This window comes from Rhodoferax sp., from assembly GCF_010365055.1.
Lineage (GTDB): Bacteria > Pseudomonadota > Gammaproteobacteria > Burkholderiales > Burkholderiaceae_C > Rhodoferax.
On record NZ_JAAFHA010000025.1, the window covers coordinates 1 to 17360 of the forward strand.

Here is a 17360-nt window from a genome sequence, read left to right on the forward strand (position 1 = left end):
TCTCCTTCTAAAGGTTGCAGATTGACTTCCAAACCCAATCTTGGCACTTGATGCCGTTACCGGGAAGCGGGAAGTCCCTTCGTATTCGTGGAATATGCGCGAGCAGCTATTAAATTCGCATCAGCTTGGCAGTCAAATACCATCCCAAACCGCTTGCGCTTCCACTACCTCAATGAATCGTTGGGCGCTAAAGCCTTGCGGGTAAAGGCTTTGCGGCTCCGCACTGGCGGCTGAATCTATTTGCGCAAACAGTCCATCCGGGGTGTGCAGCAAATGGCGGTCGTCGTTCAACGCAATCAACAGTTCTTCCAGAGACACTTTCAGGAAGCCGCCAAACCGCTGGTGGTCGCATTCGATATCTGCCTGAGCATACCGGCCCTTGTGCGGGGCCTGGCGACCACTCATGAAGCCAATGATGAGGCAGAAGAGTTTGATTCCGCTCATGCATTGAACTCTACAATGCGCACATTTTCTTTGCAGCAATTAATTTGGGAGTTGAGCCTTTAGTCGCTGGCAATTGCGTCCAACTAGCCACTTGGTCACTGGGCAAAGTGAACTTTCGGAGCACACCATTCGCCCCAGTAATTTCACAAATCGAAACCTGCCAGCGTTCGCCAATTCTAAGCAGAACCGTTGCTTCCTTAAGTAGGCAGCCAACGACTTCGTCATCAGCTTTTTCCGCGCTCAATGACTTCGCAACGGGTATCCCACTAGCCCTAAGCGTTGCACATGCTTCGGGCTTCAGCGCGAGTTGCGCATCCGCCATGCGAACCGAAGTGCGACTCATCAACCAATCATGAAAACTCGGCGTCAATAATATTGCTGGCAACACCATCAAAGCAAGGAGACTGACAAAGATCAAGGTTATCGTCCACGGAGGTTCCTTCTTTTCTTTGGGATTCAACTGTATAGCCAAGTGAAATCCATAGAAGCACCACAGGACCAATCCAGCCAATGCGATGTATGCGAACTGAAGCAAAGGTTTGTCTAGCTCAAGGCCTGCAAATGATGGCCATAAAACGACCGGTAGCAACGCATAAATATTTGCTCCCGACCAAACTATCACACCAAGAATTCGGACACATGGGTCGCGCCATGGATGTTCTGGATCAACGCCGTTGAGAATGTAGCTAAGAATCACCAAAACATCAAAAAGAAATAAGTAGACTAGCCAAGGCGTATCGAACGTCAGCATATAGCTAGGGTCGCTAGCCGTTGAAGCAAAAAGCAACATCAACCAGCTTGCAGAACCAACACTAATCATCAGCGCCAAAACCTTTATCCCGCTGAGGTAGCGATGGTCATCGGTTTTGCTGGTCCCTACCAAGATTTTGAATTTTGTCGAAAGTAGGTTGCGGCGAAGCCACGATCGTTGAAGCAAAGTTGATGCTTCTTTTGGCATTCCCTCTTTATTACCGTCAGGACCAGTGGGGACAAAAAACCATGCTGCAAGTATCTCTTTCACTTCGCCATTCAGGCCCCAGTGGGTAATGCCAAATGGAACTGCAAGTAGTAAGATAAAAAACAACAGAAAAATGGCCGCGGTGAACGCAACGGCGGCGCCTAGGGTTGCGACACTCTGGAGCCCGTCTATCGGCAAGTATCCTATTCGTAGGCAATACAGGAGCGTGACCATCGAGCCAAGGGAAATGCTCACAGGTACTGCAGTCTTGATTGATTTCTTGACGAATTCAAGTGCATTCTTCAAATCACGCAGGCCGTTGGACTCGTTTGCCGGGACCTCAAGTGGTTCACCATTAGTATTCAAGTTCTTCTCACTCATATTTCTATCGTTGGCAATTTTGTTGCGGTATCAAGTTTTCGGAGTAACTTCAAAAATATCGTTGCCGCAGGTATATGCACCACTGACAGCCACCTTTGGTACCCCACTTGTTGAAATACTGGTAGCGCCTATATTGCCAAATACCTGTCAAGGACAGGAGGTGCATCAGAGACCGTACTTCTGCTTCCGGTTTTTGAATGCTGGTTCAGTGCCTTCAAGAATTTCTACCACTCTGGCTTTGATTAAGGGCGCCTCAATGCCCCCTGCGATGTAATTGAAAGTGTTAGTCGCCTTATCGCACGTCGCACAAATGATCTGTTCGGCGTCGCACACCACCGCAAGATTTGGGTTGTGGGTAACCATGATGACTTGGCGGCGTTGTTTGGCAGCCTTGATGCACTTGACGAGCACCTTGAAAATGGTCTGGTTGTCGAGGTTCTCTTCGGGTTGGTCGATGATGAGTGGGATGTCATCTTTGTCAACTAATAGGTAGAAAACAAGCAAGAGCAATCCACGCTCACCTGGGGAAAGTTGGCTAATTTCTTGTTGGTCGTACGTGAGCGAATACCGGGGTAAAAGGTAGCTCATGCCGAAGAGGTAGTCGAAAATCTCCTGTGGTTCGCCACCACGCCGGAGCTGGTCAGCAATCATGGTTTCACGACCGCCTCCGGATTCGCGGCGGTCGAAGTGAAGCATGTCGTCGAGGGTATCGAGAAATTTCAGCGTGGATTCCACATTCACGAAGTTAACTTCTTTCAACAACCCACGCATAAGTTGGTTGCTCTCGTCCACGCCGGAGAAGCTACCGCGAGACTGGCGATTTATGCGCGGGAGAAACTGCTCTTGGAAACCTGCTTCTTCGATGCGGACGTCGAAGTCCAAGGGCAAGTGCATGTCCATCTGGGCGGCGGACTTAACGAATTCCTGAACTGGTTCGTAGAGGCGGCGGTATTCCTCGACAGTCATGACGATTTGCGCGTGGACCTTCTTGACCAACTCCACGCGGCTAAGCCTCAACTCAGTAAGCTTTGCAGGAAGGGTTCCCAGTGATGCGATTTCTGCCTTGAACCATTCAATCGATTGGGTCTTGTCTTTGTTGCCTAAGATGTCTGCCTTGGAGCGTTCCCATTTTGCAACTTGTTCCTTGAAGATGATGAACAAGCGCTCCTTCTCCCCAAGCTTGCTCTTGATGTCGGCCACTGCCGCTTCCGCCGATTCGCGCCTCTTGTTTAGGCTGGAGGGTTCTTGGTTGGAGAGGGCGTTGTCGATGGTAGCAATTGAAGCCTTTGTCGCACTGCTAATTGCCTCGATTTTCGTCGTGTCCATCCTCAAGTCCATCAACTCAACTGCCTTCAAGCCTTCGTCTACCTCGGCCAACATGGGTGCCAACTCGGCAATGAACTGGTCGTAAGTTTTCTTGTGATTGGAAATCGCTTGGGTCACTCGGATGAGGACGGCCTGGCGTTTCACTTCAATAGCCTTCTTGTCTCGGAGCAGCTTTTCGTCGTTGCGCAGCTTTATGAGTTCGTCCTCGAGAGCTTGAATTTTCTCAGTAGCCGCTTTGGACTCTTCGACGGAGGTGTCCGATGCAGTGGGGTCGTCCACCTGAGTCGGCTTCGAACCTTCAAGCGACTTCAGCTCGGCACTTTTGGCGTCGAGCTGTTCTTGTAGGGACTGTTTGAACTTCGGCGTTAGGCGATTTTCGTTGTGCAATATTTCGGCGTTCGTCTTTGAGATCTCCTTTATCAATCGTTCACGCGCGCTGTCTATCTCGGCGACTTTGAAATTGAGTAACTCATCCATGGAGTCGTAGCCCAGTCGGGATTCTTCGGGAACGTGCGTGTAGATGATTTTTCGCAGCTCTGTATCAAACGTCGCGGAACCACCATCACCGAGCTCGTTGCACAGCGTTTCAAGATAGCTCTGTGGTAGATATTTAACACGCTCAACGCTCGTCTCGGTGGGGTCCTGGTCTAGTTGCCGCTCAGTTTCCGTGCTGTCGTGCCAGCCCAGCGCGCCGAGGAAATGCTGCGCGAGCTTGTTCCTGGGGTTTCTGAACCGCCTGTCGTTCAGAAACGAGAAACTCTTGAAATTCTTGGTGTCGCCTGCAAGCGCAGCAATGTCGGCCAGCGCGCTTTTTCCACTTCCTTTGTTGCCGATGATGGCGACTAAATCGTGACTTAGTGGCAGATCCACATCAAACCATGTGTCGGCCAAAGTGCTGCCAGGTTTGCGACTGACCCTAAGTTTCGACACGTATTTGGTACGGTTGCTCTCGACTAACAGTCGCTTTGGCGGCGCGTCGCCGATGAATACCCGGTCTTCGAATTCTGTGAGCGCTTGTAGCAAGCCCTCAAAAGTGGCGTCAGCCTTGATCCAAGTGAAGCAGTTGCCAATGCGGTCTTTGTCCGCCGAGCTGCTCAGTGCATGGGCATCCGAGCAATCGAGCAATGTGTTCTTGACGTTCGATTCAATGAGCCTTTTGCGGGCTGAGTCATAGGCGGCGGGATTTTCTGCGGCGGTGAAAACCAAGTTGGCCTTATTAAGGACATTTTTCTTCTCGGCGATGGATTGGTTGTCCCATTTGAGGTTGTCCCATTCTGTCTTCCCAACTGCGATCAAATACTTGCCTGCGAGGGCATGTTTGTTAAGGGCCTCCATGACCTTTTCCAAGCTTACGCATAAGTTGTTAAAGCCTTCCTCCAACGGAGAGGCGTAATCTGCTTTCTTGTCGGCTGGCACGGAGTCGATAATCATTTGACCAAGCTCTGTCAGACTATTTCGAGTGATGACGCTACTCCACTTTCCCTTCCAATTACTTGAGTCTGGGATCAGGTCGTAGCATGGGGCGAGAGATCCGAGGAACTGCTGGCGAATCACTTCTGGATCAAGCGCGTCGAACACGACATGCAGGTTTATTCGGGTCCAGCCCGATTGCGAATAAGTGCCGTCTTTTTCTTTTTTTACTACCCCTGCAAATTTGTCTAAACGCAGCTCGATCACTGGCAGCAGCAGATCAATGTTTTTGAGCCGCCCGTTTTCAGACTTCTCTTTGCGCACACGCTCATAGCCATCGATGAAAATGTAGTCATTGATACCGATGACTTTGAACTCGGGTGGCAGGGCTTCCAGATCGAGCAAGAATGCTTCCCAAGCTTCTTCATCAGTCCCAGGATAGTTATGAACAACTGATGATGGTGTGTGGACGTGTAGGTCCCATTTTTTCCATGTTGAGCCAGCTTGATCATTTTTCATTTCATCTTCTTTCTCTCAGTATTTTTTCTCATGCCGCAAGCGTCAGTTTGTAGGATTATCAAATCGGGGTTACAGATTTATTGATGAAGGTTTGACTGATGGCGCATTGCAAAAATAACTCAACAGGTCATCACAATTCCCACCCACCCCCATCACCAATCTCTACGTAGCCCTTGTCGCCGCCACATAAAACACCCGCGCCGCTTCCTTCTCGTCCTCCCCCGGCGCAGGCATGTGCCCCACGCCGGGTAGCGCCACCACGGGGAACTCCAGGCCTTTGCGCACATCACTCATCCTCACCCCCCTCCAACAACACCCCCCGCCGCGCAAGCCGTTCTCGCGCTTCGATCAAAGCCTGGTGTAGATGCTGCTCCAGCTCAGCCTTGGGCGGCAGCTCGGTCCAGTATTCGGCCACGGTGATGCCGTCTTTGTGCATTTGCAGCAGCTCCACTTGCTCGCGGCTGGATTCGGCGCACAGAATCAGGCCGATGGGGGACTCTTCACCCGCCTGGCGCTCGTGTTTGTCCAGCCATTTCAAATACAGCTCCATCTGGCCTTTGTGCGCGGCTTTGAAGCGGCCCAGTTTCAGCTCGATGGCTACCAAGCGGCGCAGGCGGCGGTGGTAGAAAAGCAGGTCCAGGTAGAAGTCTTCGCCGTCGATGACCATACGCTTTTGGCGCTCCACAAACGCAAAGCCCCGGCCCAGCTCCAGAATGAAGGCTTCTAGCTGGCGCAGGATGGCGGCTTCTAGGTCGGCCTCGTCGTGGCCTTGGCGCAGGCCCAAAAAGTCTAAGAAATACGGGTCTTTGAAGACTTGGGCGGGGCTGGTGGGGCTGGCCTCAGTAGGCTCAGCATGAACGGGGGCGGGGGCTTGCAGCGATGCGAGTTCGGTGCGCTCAAAGGCTTTGCGTTCGATCTGGTGGTGGAGTTCACGCACGCTCCAGCGTGATTCCACACATTGCTGCGCATAAAACCAGCGTGCCGCCTCGGTTTTGAGGGGAAGAAGTTGCAAAAAATGCGTCCAGCTCAAATGTCGCATCAGTGATGCGACTTTCTCCGTGTCCGGGAAAGCCAGTGCAAACTGCACCATGCGGCGCAAGTTTTTGGCCTCAAAGCCACGACCAAATTCTTGTGCCAATTGATCGCCCACACGCTTGATAAGCTGGTCGCCATACTTGGCGCGGTCAGCACCGCCCAGCACCTCGGTGTGCAGTGGCTTGCCCACACTCCAATACAGCCGTGTCAGCTCCACATTCACCGCACCCGCCAGCCGCTGGCGGCTGCTGGCAATCAGGCTGCGCAGTTCGGCGTGCAGGTTGTCGGCAGGCGTGGGCGATGCCCCTTGCGTGATGTCGTTCATGTGTGCAACCCTTTTGTCAGGTGATCCAAGGGGGTGGCGCTTAGCCGTTGTCCAAACCCGCTGTCGCCGCTGACTGTAACCAGCAGTCGCTGCGTAGCCCTTGTCGCCGCCACATAAAACACCCGCGCCGCTTTCTTCTCGTCCTCACCGGGCCCGGGCATGTGCCCCACGCCGGGTAGCGCCACCACGGGGAACTCCAGGCCTTTGCTGACCTTCATGGTCATCACCTTGATTTTGTTGCTGGTGGGGTCATAGTCGCCCGCGCCCAGGCGGTTCTCCACCGGCATCTTGCGTTGGGCCAGGGTGCGGGCGCAGAGGTCGCGGGTTTTGGCATCTGCACACAGCACCGCCATGTCGCCCCAGGCAAAGCCCTCCGTGTGGGCTTGGGCCAAGTGCTCGGCTATGGCCACGGCTTCGCCCTGCAAGGTGGGTAGTTTGATGATGATGGGTGCTTGCCCCTCGCGCCCGCAGCTCACGGGTTTGATTAGCGGAATGCCGTCGTCATCTTGGTCATCTGCCGTTAGCAGGTCTGCGGCAATCAGGTTGGCGGTTTGGAGAATTTGCCGGGTGTTGCGGTAGTTGATCTTCAAAATGGTAGTGCGGCCCTGCGCCTGAATGCCCACGCTTTTGAAGCTGAACTGTTTGCTTCGCGCCCGCTCGTAAATGCTTTGCGCATCGTCAAACAGCACCAGCAGGCTGTTGGTGGCGGGGTCCACCATTTGGGTCACCAGCTTGAGCCATTCGGGCGCGAAGTCGTGGCCTTCGTCAATCATCACCGCTTGGTATTGGCCGCCGGGTATCTGGTTGCGCTCCACCGCGCGGATGACGCGGTCCACCATGTCAATCATCTTGGTGCCCACAGGCATGTTTTGCTCGGGCAGGGCTTGCCCAAAGGCCGTGAGCTGGCGGTGGCACCAGCTATGAAAATGCCGCACATGCACCCGGTCGCCCAAGCCCTTGGCCTGCATCACGCTGTGAAGCTTCACGCCCAGCGGTTCGTTAAAGCAGAGGATGAGAATGGGTTTGCTGGTGGGCGTGCTGGCCTTGGCCAAGTATTCGGCGCGGTAGCCCAAGATCATGGTCTTGCCTGAGCCCGCCACGCCGTGGATGACGCGGTGGCCGTCGCCCAGGCTGCGCGCCAACTGCTCTTGCTGCAGGTCCATCACGCGCATGATGTCGGGCAGTTCGGCGTCCAGGTCGTTGTCGTCAAACAGCGCGCCCTGCGTCTGCACCCGCACCTCCGGGAACATGATCCAGCGCACGCGGTCCAGTTGCGGCAGGCTCATGACGCCGCCCATCATGTACGGGAACATGCCCCACAGGCGGCTTTGCAGGTCTTCGGCGTCCACCGACTCGGTCATTTCATCGCGGCAGACGACGCGGTTTGGCTCGATCACGCGGTGCAATTCACCATCTATAAACTGCTTGCGCGTGAGGTTGGGAAACACCACGCCGTAGCTCCACGGAAAGGCGAGTTGGCCTTGGTGTTTGCCATCGGCCTGCACCAGCTGCGGGTCGCGCTTGAGGGCGTCGACCACGGTGTGGGCATACTGACGGGCTTGCTCGATGGGACTGGCGACGGTTTTAGGCTGGCCGTGGTCCAGAATCACCCAGTTGAGCTTGTCGGCTTGGCGGATGGTGTCGGGCTTCCAGTCTTTCACTTCCAGAATCAGCAGGCCGCGCCGAGGGTGCATCACGACAAAGTCGGGGTGTGACTGATGGGGGCCCATCGGCACGTCGTACCAGAGCAGGTAGTCGTCGTCGAGCTTTTGTTCCAGCCGTTCGGCCAGGCGTCGCTCGCCTGAGGTCATGCGCGACACGCAGGCGCCAAGCGCCGGTATCAAGGTAGCCATTTTTCTTATCCCGTCCCTGAGATGGTTTGCGGCCCATTATGGGCGCAACCAAAGGGAGCCCCGGCGGGGATCGGGCTGGGTCAAACCCTTAACGCGGAGGGGCTTGCTGTTGGGTGCCGTGCGCTGCCGCACGGTCTTGAAGAATCACAAGTTCGTTGCGCGCACGCTCACGGACGCACGACGATCTCGTTCCTCACGGACTTCACCCCGTTCACACCACGCGCGATGCTCTCGGCCAAGGTTTTTTCCGTGGTGTTCTTGGCAAAGCCCGACAGCAACACGGTACCGTTGAGGGTTTCGACGCTGATGCTGGTCGCGGCGACCTGCGTGTTGTCAGCGTAGCGCGCCTTGATTTGGGTGGTAATCGTGGCGTCGTCAATGTAGGACCCGACGGTCTGCTGGCCACGGCCAACGGCACAGCCCGTGGTGGTGAGTAGCGCGGCGGCAGCAACAACGGCGGCAAGAAGAGTACGAATGATCATGGTGAACCTCCAGTAGAAATTGACACAGGCTTTACCTTGACGGATTGTCTGATGTGTTTTAGACGCCGCCAGCAGAAAAATAGTAAGGCGTGGTAACCCGGCTGGCAAGCCAAAAGCCCCCCGAAAAAATGCGGGGATTTGATGATTCGCAAGCGGTGCGACACCTGCGCAACAGCCGCTGATACATCCGGTTGCGTCTTGGCACCAGGGGGAGGTAGATAATTAAACTTATGGCTACACGAACAGAAAACGCGATGACAGCCTCCAGGCTTGCACCGCCGGCAGCATGAGCACGGCACGACGCACGCTGCTGGCAGTCGTCATCTGCGCGGTGATCATCGGCGCGGCAGTGCTCTGGTGGAACATGTCCCGGCCCGCGCCCCAGGCGCCTGTTGCTGCTGCACCTGCACCCGAACCTGCGGCACTGGCCGTCCCCGAATCGGCTGCGGCGCCCGCAGAGCCGGTGATCCAGTACCCGGTCGAAGCACCACCTGCCCAGGCGCTCCCCCTGAAAGCGGCTGATATGGGCACGGTGTTGACCGAGCTTCTGGGTCGCAAGGCGGTTCTTGAGTTCTTTGCGCTTGATGAATTTCCGCGCCGCTTGGTAGCCACTGTCGATAACCTCGGACGCTCCCACGCGCCGCCCATGCTGTGGCCCATCAAGCCGACGCCTGGCCGGTTCATGGTTGAAGAACGCGCGGATGGCAGCGTCATCAACGCCGACAACAGCCAGCGCTACACGCCGCTGGTGCTGCTGGCCGAATCGGTAGACGCGGGCAAGGCCGTCGATTTGTACATTCGCATGTACCCGTTGCTGCAACAGGCGTATGAAGAATTGGGTTACCCCAAGGCTTACTTCAACGACCGGCTGATTGCGGTGATTGACCAACTGCTCGCCACACCGGCTGCCGTGGAGCCCATCGAGGTTCAGCTGACCGAGGTCAAAGGGTCAATTCCGTCGCTGCAACCCTGGGTGCGCTACGAGTTTGCCAATCCTGCCTTCGAGTCGCTGTCAGCCGGCCAAAAAATCATGCTGCGCGTCGGGTCGGTCAACGAACGCCGGCTGAAGGCGAAACTCACCGCGATCCGCCAGCAACTCATCAAACGCGTGGCGCCCCGTTAGAGAGCGGCCTTGCGCCAGCAGCGTCCGTTATCTGGCGCAGCCGCTTTTCGTTAAAATCAGGCCCGCGACAAGGTCCGCCGGCCCACCGGTGCCGGCTTTGTCACTCTGCCCCCACCCACATTGATCTTTTCCCATGCCCCAACTGACCCTGCCAGCATCCTCCCCAACCGCTGATGCAGCCCTGCTACTTGAAGTTGCTGAACTGGTGGTGAGCGCCTTGAACCTGGACGTTGGCGCCGCAGACATTCAGGCGGACGACCCGTTGTATGGCGACGGCCTGGGGCTGGACTCCATCGATATTCTTGAAATTGCGCTCGTGGTCTCCAAGCGCTACGGCCTGCAACTGCGCGCGGGCCAGGAAGACAACCACGCCATTTTCCTGTCGCTGCGCAGCCTGAGCAACCACATCGCAGCCCAGCGTACCCAGTGAAAGCTGAATGGGCGACACGGCTCAAGCAAGCCGTTCGTTGGGGCGGCCTGCTTGCCCTGGGCATCGCTTATGCGTTGCTGTCCCATCGGGCTGCCGCGTCAACCACACCCGATCTGCAGGGCGCCCTGGTGGCGCTGGCGCCCCTGCTCGCCCTGGCCTTCATGCTGGCGTGGCGCTCGCGCCAACGCGCGCTCATGCTGGCCCTGTGGCTGGCGGCATGCGCGGTGATTTACGGCGTCAAGAGCTGGCTGGTGGCCCATTACAACTGGGTCTTTCTGCTGCAACATGCAGGCACCTATGCGCTCTTGTGTCTGGCCTTCGGCAAGACCCTGCAGCGTGGCGGCACACCCATGATTTCGCGCTTTGCCAGCATCGTGCACGGCAGCCTGACGCCGGCGCTCACCCGCTACACGCGCGCGGCCACCTGGAGCTGGACTATCTATTTCGGCGCCACCGCCGCGCTGTCGCTGCTGCTGTTCTGGCTCGCGCCGGCTGCCATTTGGTCCACTTTTGCCAACCTGCTGGGCATGCCGCTGCTGGGCTTGATGTTTGTGGGTGAGTATGCAGCGCGCTGCTATGCCTTGCCCGCTGCTGAGCGCGCCGGACCGCTGGCGGCGATTCGCGCATACCGGCAAGCGAGCGCACAAGACCAGGCGCGCCGACCATGAGCAGCTTGCCGCTGGTCACGCACCCGCACGCTCAGGACATCCTGGCTTACGGCCATGGCGGGCCCATCACCGTGGCGCAGTTTCTGGCCGATGTCAGGCAGTTGGCTGCAGATTTACCGCCGGGCCAGCACGTTCTCAATGTTTGCGTCGACCGCTACCGCTTTGCCGTCGGCGTGGCAGCGGCCTTGCTGGCCGACAAGATCAGCCTGCTGCCCCCCACGCTCACGGCAGAGATGATGCGCCAGGTCAAGCACTTCGCGCCCGACGTGTTTTGCCTGGTCGACCAGCCGCAGGCCATTGACCTGCCCCAATTTGCGTGGGCTGGCGCGCTGGCCGTTGATGCAGCAGCGGATGCAGCCAGCGCCACTTATGACGTTCCCGAAATTCCGGCCGCGCGGACGGCGGCCATTGTGTTCACGTCCGGCTCGACCGGCACGCCGGTGGCCCACCGGAAAAGCTGGGGTGGCCTGGTTCGCAGCGTCCGGGCCGAAGCCGCCCGCCTGGGCCTGTTGGACGGCAGACGCCACAGCATTGTGGCCACGGTGCCACCGCAACACATGTTTGGCTTTGAGTCCTCCGTGCTGCTAGCGCTGCAAAGCGGCTCAGCCTTGAGTGCCGCGCACCCCTTCTACCCGGCCGACATCTGCGCGGTGCTCGCGCAATCGCCGCGCCCATGCCTGCTGGTCACCACGCCGCTGCACTTGAAGGTCTTGCTGGCGGCGGGGCTGGACATTCCCGCCCCCGATCTGGTGCTGTCGGCCACGGCACCGATGCCGCCGCAGCTGGCGCTGGCCGTCGAGGCACGCCTGCAAGCGCCCTTGGTTGAAATCTACGGCTCCACCGAGACCGGCCAGATTGCGACCCGGCGCACCACCGAGTCCGCCCAATGGACGCTGTTGCCCGAGCTCACGCTCAGCGTGTCGCAGCAGCGCACCTGGGTCTCGGGCGGGCATGTTGATCCGCCGATGCCCATGGCGGACGAACTCGAGCTTTTGAATGGTGGGCGGTTCCTGCTGCATGGCCGCACCGCCGACCTCATCAACATCGCGGGCAAACGCAGCTCGCTCGACTACCTGAACCATCAGCTCAATGCCATCCCGGGCGTGATCGACGGCGCGTTTTTTATGCCCGCTGAGCATGACGACGCCAGCGTGACGCGATTGATGGCTTTTGCCGTCGCGCCCGGCCTGAGAGCCGCCGCGCTGCTGGCGGCGCTGCGCGAACGCATCGACGCGGTGTTCATCCCCAGGCCGCTGGTGCTGCTGGCGTCGCTGCCTCGCAACAGCACCGGCAAATTGCCGCGCGACGCATTGCAGGCACTGGCTTCCCGGCATCAGCGCAAAGGCACGCCCCATGCAGCTTGAGACCACGCTTTTCATCGCGCCGGATCACCCGGCTTTTGCCGGCCATTTTCCGGGGACGCCGATTGTGCCGGGCGTGGTCTTGCTGGATGCCGTCGTTCATGCCGTGCTGCAAACACAGCGCCCCAGGGCATCCGGGGATGGCTTTGATACGACGCCGCTGTGCCAGATCAGCGCCGCCAAATTTCTGAGCCCGGTCGGCCCCGGCGAGACCCTGACGCTTTTGCTCACCCCGGGCGCCTCGGGCAGCACCCGTTTCGATATCTCCAGCGGCCAGCGCAAAGTCGCCACCGGCACACTGGTGTTGCCAGCGTCTGCGCCATGACAACGCAGCAGCAGGCCACGCCACCCGGCGGCGCTGAATGGCAACAACGCCCCGAGCGCAGCAGCCTGTTCATGCTGCGCCTGATGACCTGGCTTTCACTGCGGCTGGGCCGGGGCGCGAGCCGCGTGGTGCTTTACGCCATTGCGGCCTATTTCCTGGCGTTTGCGCCGACCGCGCGTCGCATGTCACGCGACTATTTGCGCCGGGTGCTGCAACTGCCGACGCCCGCAGCAGTCGGCTGGCGCCACTTGTTTCGGCATTTTTTGAGTTTCGCGTCGGTGACCCATGACCGGCTTTATCTGGTCAACGGGCGCTTTGATCTGTTCGATATCCGTGTTCACAACCAAGAACTCGTCGACCAGGCGCTGGCTGACGGCCAAGGCGCCTTTTTGCTCGGCGCGCATCTGGGGAGTTTTGAGGTGCTGCGCGCCATCGGCCGCCAACAGCCCGGCCTGCGCGTGGTAATGGCGATGTATGAAGAGAACGCACACAAGATCAACGCAGCGCTGGGCGCCATCAACCCGCAAGCGCAACAGGACATCGTGGCACTGGGCCACATCGATTCGATGATTCAGGTGCATGAGTTGCTGGGCCAGGGCACGGTCGTGGGCATGCTGGGCGACCGGTCGCTGGGTCTGGACGACACCCGCGCGTTTGACTTTCTGGGCGATCCGGCCGAGCTGCCGCTGGGTCCATTCAGGATGGCGGCGATATTGAAACGCCCGGTCTTGTTCATGACCGGGCTGTACCGCGGCGGCAACCGCTACGACATCCATTTCGAGGCCCTGGCCGACTTCTCAAGCTTGCCGCCACGCGGGCGCACGCTGGCGGTGCAGGCGGCCATGACGCGCTATGCTGCGCTGTTGGCGCAGTACTGCCGCAGCGCGCCCTACAACTGGTTCAACTTTTTTAATTTCTGGCGCGCTCCCGTGCCGCGACCCAGCCGTTCTCCTGAGAAAAATCAACCCACGCCATGATGCACCCCGTTCGACTATTTAGACTGGCGTCACTCGCGCTGGGCCTGCTACTTGCCACGGCCAGCCCGGCCGTCTTGGCGGCCTGGGACATCCAGCAACTGATGGACGCCCTGGCACAGAACCGGTCCAGCCAGGCCAGCTTTGTCGAGAAAAAGACCATTGCCATGCTGGAGCGACCGGTCGAGTCGTCCGGGGAGCTGTTCTACACCGCGCCGAACCACCTGGAAAAGCGCACGCTCAAGCCCAAGCCCGAATCCATGGTGATCGACGGCGGCGACCTGTTGATCGAGCGCGGCCGACAAAAACACCGTCTGCAGTTGCAGGCTTACCCTGAACTCGCGGCCTTTATCGACAGCATTCGCGGCACATTGGCAGGCGACCGCCAGGCGCTGGAGCGCAACTATCAACTAAGCCTGGAGGGCACGCCGGAGCGCTGGGCCCTGCAACTACTGCCACGGGACGACAAGATGCTGGCCGTGGTGCAGCGCATCCGCATCGCCGGTGCCCGTGACCAGGTGCGCAGCATTGAGATCACCCAGGCCGATGGCGACAGCTCCTTGATGAGTATTGAAAAATTGGTGATGCCGTGAGGCCTGATAAACGCCGCCGTGGCGGCCTGGCCGTCGCGCTGTGGCTGGCGTTTTTGCTGCTCTGCGCTGGCGTGATCAGCCGCACCAGCTTCACCACCGACTTGTCGGCCTTCATGCCGCGCAACCCCACGCCGGAGCAGCAACTGCTCATGGACCAGCTGCGTGAGGGCCTGGCCTCGCGCCTGATCCTGGTCGGCATTGAAGGCGCTGATGCGCCCCGCCGCGCCCGGCTCTCAAAACACATCGCCCAGCGTCTGCGCGCCGATGCGGCCTTTGTCACTGTCAACAACGGCGAACCCGTCAACACCGAGCGTGACCAGGCCTTTCTGTTCAACAACCGTTACCTCTTGAGCCCGGCGGTGACGCCTGAGCGCTTCAGCGCGGAAGGATTACATGCCGCCTTGGGCGAGAGCATTGACCTGCTGGCCTCGCCTGCCGGGCTGCTGGTGAAGTCCATGTTGCCACGCGATCCGACCGGTGAAATGGTGCAATTGCTCGAACAACTGAGCAGCGGCACGCAGCCCAAAATGATGGGGGGCGCGTGGGCCTCGCGCGACGGCGCGCGCGCGCTGCTGCTGATGCAAACGCGCGCCGCGGGCTCCGACACCGATGCGCAGGAACACGCCATGACGGCGATCCGCCACGCCTTCGAGGCCGCACCGGAGCGACACGCCGACGCGCAGCTGCTCATGAGCGGCCCCGGTGTGTTCTCGGTGACATCGCGCGACACCATCAAGAGCCAGGTCACCTTGCTGTCGCTCATCAGCTTCGGGCTCGTCGCGGCGCTGCTGCTGCTGGTTTATCGCTCATTCACAGCGCTCGCCTTGGGGCTTTTGCCGGTCATCAGCGGCGTGCTGGCCGGTATTGCAGCGGTCAGCCTGGGCTTTGGTTCGGTGCATGGCATCACGCTGGGCTTTGGCACGGCGCTGATTGGCGAGGCGGTGGATTATTCGATCTACCTGTTTGTGCAGTCCGAACAAGGCGAAGCCGACCCGCAGCACTGGATCAAGCGCTTCTGGCCCACGATCCGGCTTGGCGTGCTGACGTCGATTGCCGGCTTTGCCGCCTTGCTGCTGTCGGGTTTTCCGGGCCTGGCGCAGCTTGGCCTGTATGCGATTGCCGGGCTGGTTGTCGCCGCTGCCGTGACCCGTTTTGTATTGCCGCAGTTGCTGCCCGCGAATTTTCGCGTCCATGACGTGACAAAGGTCGGACGGGTTTTGTCGCGTCTTGTGGACCGCGCTACTGCATTGCGTTGGCCGGCCGCGCTGCTGTTGCTGCTGGCCTGCGCCGTTCTCATCAACAGCCGCAGCAGTTTGCTCAATGACAAGATTGCCTCCTTGAGCCCGGTCTCGCAGGCCGATGTGGCGCTTGATACGAGCCTGCGTGCTGACATGGGCGCGCCCGATGTGCGTTACGTGGTGGTCGTCTCCGCCGCCAGCCAGGAAGAGGTGCTGCGCTCTGCCGAGCAGGTTTCAACGCTGCTGCAGGTGCAGGTCGATCAGGGCGAACTGGCCGGCTTTCAAAGCCCCAGCCGTTATCTGCCCAGCACAGCGACGCAGAGGGCCCGCCAAGCCAGCTTGCCCGCTGCCGCACCGTTGGCGGCCAACCTGGCCCAAGCCGTCCAGGGTTTGCCCGTGCGTGCGCAACTGTTGACGCCGTTTTTGGCCGATGTTGAAGCCGCGCGCAACCAGGCCCTGCTCGTGCCCAAAGACCTGGCGCAGACGTCGATGGCGATGGCGCTCGATGCCTTGCTGCTGGCGCAAGAAAACCGCTGGACCGCCCTGTTGCCACTCACCGCGCCAGAGGGTGTGGGCATCCAGGCCGACAAGATTCGCACGGCCTTGACGCGCGCGGGCTTGAACAATGTGCTGTTCGTGGACATGAAAGCGGAGTCCGATCACCTGTACGGCGGCTATCTGCATGAAGCCACGCTGCTGTCGCTGGGTGGACTGGTCGCCATTGTGGGATTGCTGCTGCTGGTTTTTCGCTCGCCGACGCGCGTGCTGCGCCTGATTGCGCCGCTGGCAGCGGCTGTCATCACCGTCACGGCCGCTCTGGCGCTGTTGGGCCAGCAGTTGATCATTCTGCATTTGGTGGGTTTGCTGCTGGTGGTGGCCGTGGGCTCCAACTACGCCTTGTTTTTTGACCGACTTGATGCGCGCACGCCGATCTCGCCGCGCACCCTGGCCTCCATGCTGTTTGCCAACCTCACCACCGTGGCCGGCTTTGGCGTGCTGGCGTTTTCCAAGGTCTCTCTGTTGCAGGCCATGGGCGTCACGGTAGCGCCAGGCGTCATTCTGGCACTGGTCTATGCGGCGATTTTTGCCAGGAAGTCCCATGCGTAACGCACACTGGCGGCGGCGCCTGCTGCTTGGCGCCAGCGCCGTGCTGCATCTGCTGGCCTTTGGCGCTATCTTGTTCCAAGCCGCGCTTTGGCCCTGGGCGCTGGCTGGCGTGCTTCTCAACCACCTGCTGATTGCCGCCCTTGGCCTGTGGCCGCGCAGCCATTGGCTCGGGCCGAACTGGACACGTTTGCCCGCCGCTGCTGCGGCGCGCCATGAAATTGCCTTGACCATCGACGATGGGCCCGATCCGGTCGTGACCCCACTGGTGCTCGATCTGCTGGAGCGTTACGCGGTTCGAGCCACTTTTTTTGTCATTGGCGAGAAAGCGCTGCGCTACCCGGCGCTGTGCCGCGACATCGTGCGCCGTGGCCACGCGGTGGAAAACCACAGCCAGCAGCACCGCCATTATTTTTCGCTGCTGGGGCCGCGCGCCATGGCGCGTGAATTGCAGGCGGCCCAAGACACCCTTACGACGATTACCGGCCAGCGCCCTTTGTTTTTCCGTGCCCCGGCTGGCTTGTGCAATCCTTTTCTCGACCCGATCCTGACCCGGCTCGGGCTCAGACTGGCCACTTGGTCCGTACGCGCTTTCGACACCCGCGTCAAAGACGCTGCGCGCGTTCAGAGCCAACTGCTCGGTGGCTTGCACGCGGGCGCCATTTTGCTGCTGCATGACGGCCATGCCGCCCGCACAAAGCAGGGCACGCCGGTGCTGCTTGAGGTGTTGCCGGCCGTGCTGACCAGTGCCACCGGCGCCGGTCTGCGTTTTGTGACCTTGCGGCAAGCGCTATCGCCGTGAACGACCAGC

General features: G+C 59.4%; 16 protein-coding genes. 9 read left to right on the plus strand and 7 right to left on the minus strand.

Features of this window, described 5'->3' with window-relative positions; translation table 11 throughout:
* Positions 1 to 132 precede the first annotated feature (132 nt).
* The 7 genes from GZ093_RS07935 to GZ093_RS07965 form a co-directional block, all read right to left on the minus strand.
* A complete protein-coding gene (locus GZ093_RS07935) occupies positions 133 to 444 on the minus strand; it encodes a hypothetical protein (protein WP_296484508.1) in 312 nt (103 codons plus the stop codon).
* 10 nt (positions 445 to 454) lie between these two features.
* A complete protein-coding gene (locus tag GZ093_RS07940; RefSeq protein ID WP_296484513.1) occupies positions 455 to 1783 on the minus strand; it encodes a hypothetical protein in 1329 nt (442 codons plus the stop codon).
* A 165-nt stretch (positions 1784 to 1948) separates the two neighbouring features.
* Positions 1949 to 5038: a TrlF family AAA-like ATPase gene (locus GZ093_RS07945; protein ID WP_296484514.1), complete on the minus strand. Its 3090-nt coding sequence runs from the start codon at positions 5036 to 5038 to the stop codon at positions 1949 to 1951.
* 162 nt (positions 5039 to 5200) lie between these two features.
* Positions 5201 to 5332 carry a 3'-5' exonuclease gene (locus tag GZ093_RS07950; RefSeq protein ID WP_296484517.1) on the minus strand — a complete coding sequence of 44 codons (132 nt, stop codon included), beginning with the start codon at positions 5330 to 5332 and terminating at the stop codon, positions 5201 to 5203.
* Positions 5325 to 6398: a PDDEXK nuclease domain-containing protein gene (locus GZ093_RS07955; protein WP_296484520.1), complete on the minus strand. Its 1074-nt coding sequence runs from the start codon at positions 6396 to 6398 to the stop codon at positions 5325 to 5327. Before GZ093_RS07955 ends, GZ093_RS07950 begins: the two co-directional genes overlap by 8 nt.
* Positions 6395 to 8251, minus strand: a complete 1857-nt coding sequence (locus tag GZ093_RS07960; protein WP_296484523.1) for a 3'-5' exonuclease — start codon at positions 8249 to 8251, stop codon at positions 6395 to 6397. Before GZ093_RS07960 ends, GZ093_RS07955 begins: the two co-directional genes overlap by 4 nt.
* 167 nt (positions 8252 to 8418) lie before the next feature.
* Positions 8419 to 8733, minus strand: a complete 315-nt coding sequence (locus GZ093_RS07965; protein WP_296484525.1) for a BON domain-containing protein — start codon at positions 8731 to 8733, stop codon at positions 8419 to 8421.
* A 286-nt stretch (positions 8734 to 9019) separates the two neighbouring features.
* Here GZ093_RS07965 and GZ093_RS07970 point away from each other — a divergent pair, with 286 nt between their 5' ends.
* The 9 genes from GZ093_RS07970 (at position 9020) to GZ093_RS08005 (ending at position 17351) form a co-directional block, all read left to right on the plus strand.
* Positions 9020 to 9856: a DUF3014 domain-containing protein gene (locus tag GZ093_RS07970; protein WP_296484527.1), complete on the plus strand. Its 837-nt coding sequence runs from the start codon at positions 9020 to 9022 to the stop codon at positions 9854 to 9856.
* A gap of 133 nt (positions 9857 to 9989) precedes the next feature.
* On the plus strand, positions 9990 to 10286 hold the full coding sequence (locus GZ093_RS07975; RefSeq protein ID WP_296484529.1) for a phosphopantetheine-binding protein: 297 nt from the start codon (positions 9990 to 9992) through the stop codon (positions 10284 to 10286).
* Positions 10283 to 10954 (plus strand): hypothetical protein, encoded by a 672-nt coding sequence (locus GZ093_RS07980; protein ID WP_296484532.1) that lies wholly within the window; start codon positions 10283 to 10285, stop codon positions 10952 to 10954. Before GZ093_RS07975 ends, GZ093_RS07980 begins: the two co-directional genes overlap by 4 nt.
* Positions 10951 to 12318, plus strand: coding sequence for an AMP-binding protein (locus tag GZ093_RS07985; protein WP_363260421.1), 1368 nt, complete (start codon positions 10951 to 10953; stop codon positions 12316 to 12318). The genes GZ093_RS07980 and GZ093_RS07985 overlap by 4 nt, the downstream gene beginning before the upstream one ends.
* A complete protein-coding gene (locus GZ093_RS20830) occupies positions 12308 to 12640 on the plus strand; it encodes a 3-hydroxyacyl-ACP dehydratase (protein WP_363260423.1) in 333 nt (110 codons plus the stop codon). Before GZ093_RS07985 ends, GZ093_RS20830 begins: the two co-directional genes overlap by 11 nt.
* Positions 12637 to 13617, plus strand: coding sequence for an acyl-CoA synthetase (locus GZ093_RS07990; RefSeq protein WP_296484536.1), 981 nt, complete (start codon positions 12637 to 12639; stop codon positions 13615 to 13617). The genes GZ093_RS20830 and GZ093_RS07990 overlap by 4 nt, the downstream gene beginning before the upstream one ends.
* A complete protein-coding gene (locus GZ093_RS07995) occupies positions 13614 to 14207 on the plus strand; it encodes a LolA-related protein (RefSeq protein ID WP_296484538.1) in 594 nt (197 codons plus the stop codon). Before GZ093_RS07990 ends, GZ093_RS07995 begins: the two co-directional genes overlap by 4 nt.
* Complete coding sequence (locus tag GZ093_RS08000; protein ID WP_296484541.1) at positions 14204 to 16552, plus strand: MMPL family transporter; 2349 nt, start codon at positions 14204 to 14206, stop codon at positions 16550 to 16552. The genes GZ093_RS07995 and GZ093_RS08000 overlap by 4 nt, the downstream gene beginning before the upstream one ends.
* Positions 16545 to 17351, plus strand: coding sequence for a polysaccharide deacetylase family protein (locus GZ093_RS08005; RefSeq protein WP_296484544.1), 807 nt, complete (start codon positions 16545 to 16547; stop codon positions 17349 to 17351). Before GZ093_RS08000 ends, GZ093_RS08005 begins: the two co-directional genes overlap by 8 nt.
* Positions 17352 to 17360 lie beyond the last annotated feature (9 nt).

What these genes read in the sequence shown, in the direction of transcription:
- GZ093_RS07950 (WP_296484517.1), bottom strand. Translation starts at nt 5,332, where the DNA reads ATGAGTGATGTGCGCAAAGGCCTGGAGTTCCCCGTGGTGGCGCTACCC.
- GZ093_RS07990 (WP_296484536.1), top strand. Translation starts at nt 12,637, where the DNA reads ATGACAACGCAGCAGCAGGCCACGCCACCCGGCGGCGCTGAATGGCAA.
- GZ093_RS07935 (WP_296484508.1), bottom strand. Translation starts at nt 444, where the DNA reads ATGAGCGGAATCAAACTCTTCTGCCTCATCATTGGCTTCATGAGTGGT.
- GZ093_RS07995 (WP_296484538.1), top strand. Translation starts at nt 13,614, where the DNA reads ATGATGCACCCCGTTCGACTATTTAGACTGGCGTCACTCGCGCTGGGC.
- GZ093_RS20830 (WP_363260423.1), top strand. Translation starts at nt 12,308, where the DNA reads ATGCAGCTTGAGACCACGCTTTTCATCGCGCCGGATCACCCGGCTTTT.
- GZ093_RS07945 (WP_296484514.1), bottom strand. Translation starts at nt 5,038, where the DNA reads ATGAAAAATGATCAAGCTGGCTCAACATGGAAAAAATGGGACCTACAC.
- GZ093_RS07955 (WP_296484520.1), bottom strand. Translation starts at nt 6,398, where the DNA reads ATGAACGACATCACGCAAGGGGCATCGCCCACGCCTGCCGACAACCTG.
- GZ093_RS07970 (WP_296484527.1), top strand. Translation starts at nt 9,020, where the DNA reads ATGAGCACGGCACGACGCACGCTGCTGGCAGTCGTCATCTGCGCGGTG.
- GZ093_RS07940 (WP_296484513.1), bottom strand. Translation starts at nt 1,783, where the DNA reads ATGAGTGAGAAGAACTTGAATACTAATGGTGAACCACTTGAGGTCCCG.
- GZ093_RS07985 (WP_363260421.1), top strand. Translation starts at nt 10,951, where the DNA reads ATGAGCAGCTTGCCGCTGGTCACGCACCCGCACGCTCAGGACATCCTG.
- GZ093_RS08005 (WP_296484544.1), top strand. Translation starts at nt 16,545, where the DNA reads ATGCGTAACGCACACTGGCGGCGGCGCCTGCTGCTTGGCGCCAGCGCC.
- GZ093_RS07975 (WP_296484529.1), top strand. Translation starts at nt 9,990, where the DNA reads ATGCCCCAACTGACCCTGCCAGCATCCTCCCCAACCGCTGATGCAGCC.
- GZ093_RS07960 (WP_296484523.1), bottom strand. Translation starts at nt 8,251, where the DNA reads ATGGCTACCTTGATACCGGCGCTTGGCGCCTGCGTGTCGCGCATGACC.
- GZ093_RS07965 (WP_296484525.1), bottom strand. Translation starts at nt 8,733, where the DNA reads ATGATCATTCGTACTCTTCTTGCCGCCGTTGTTGCTGCCGCCGCGCTA.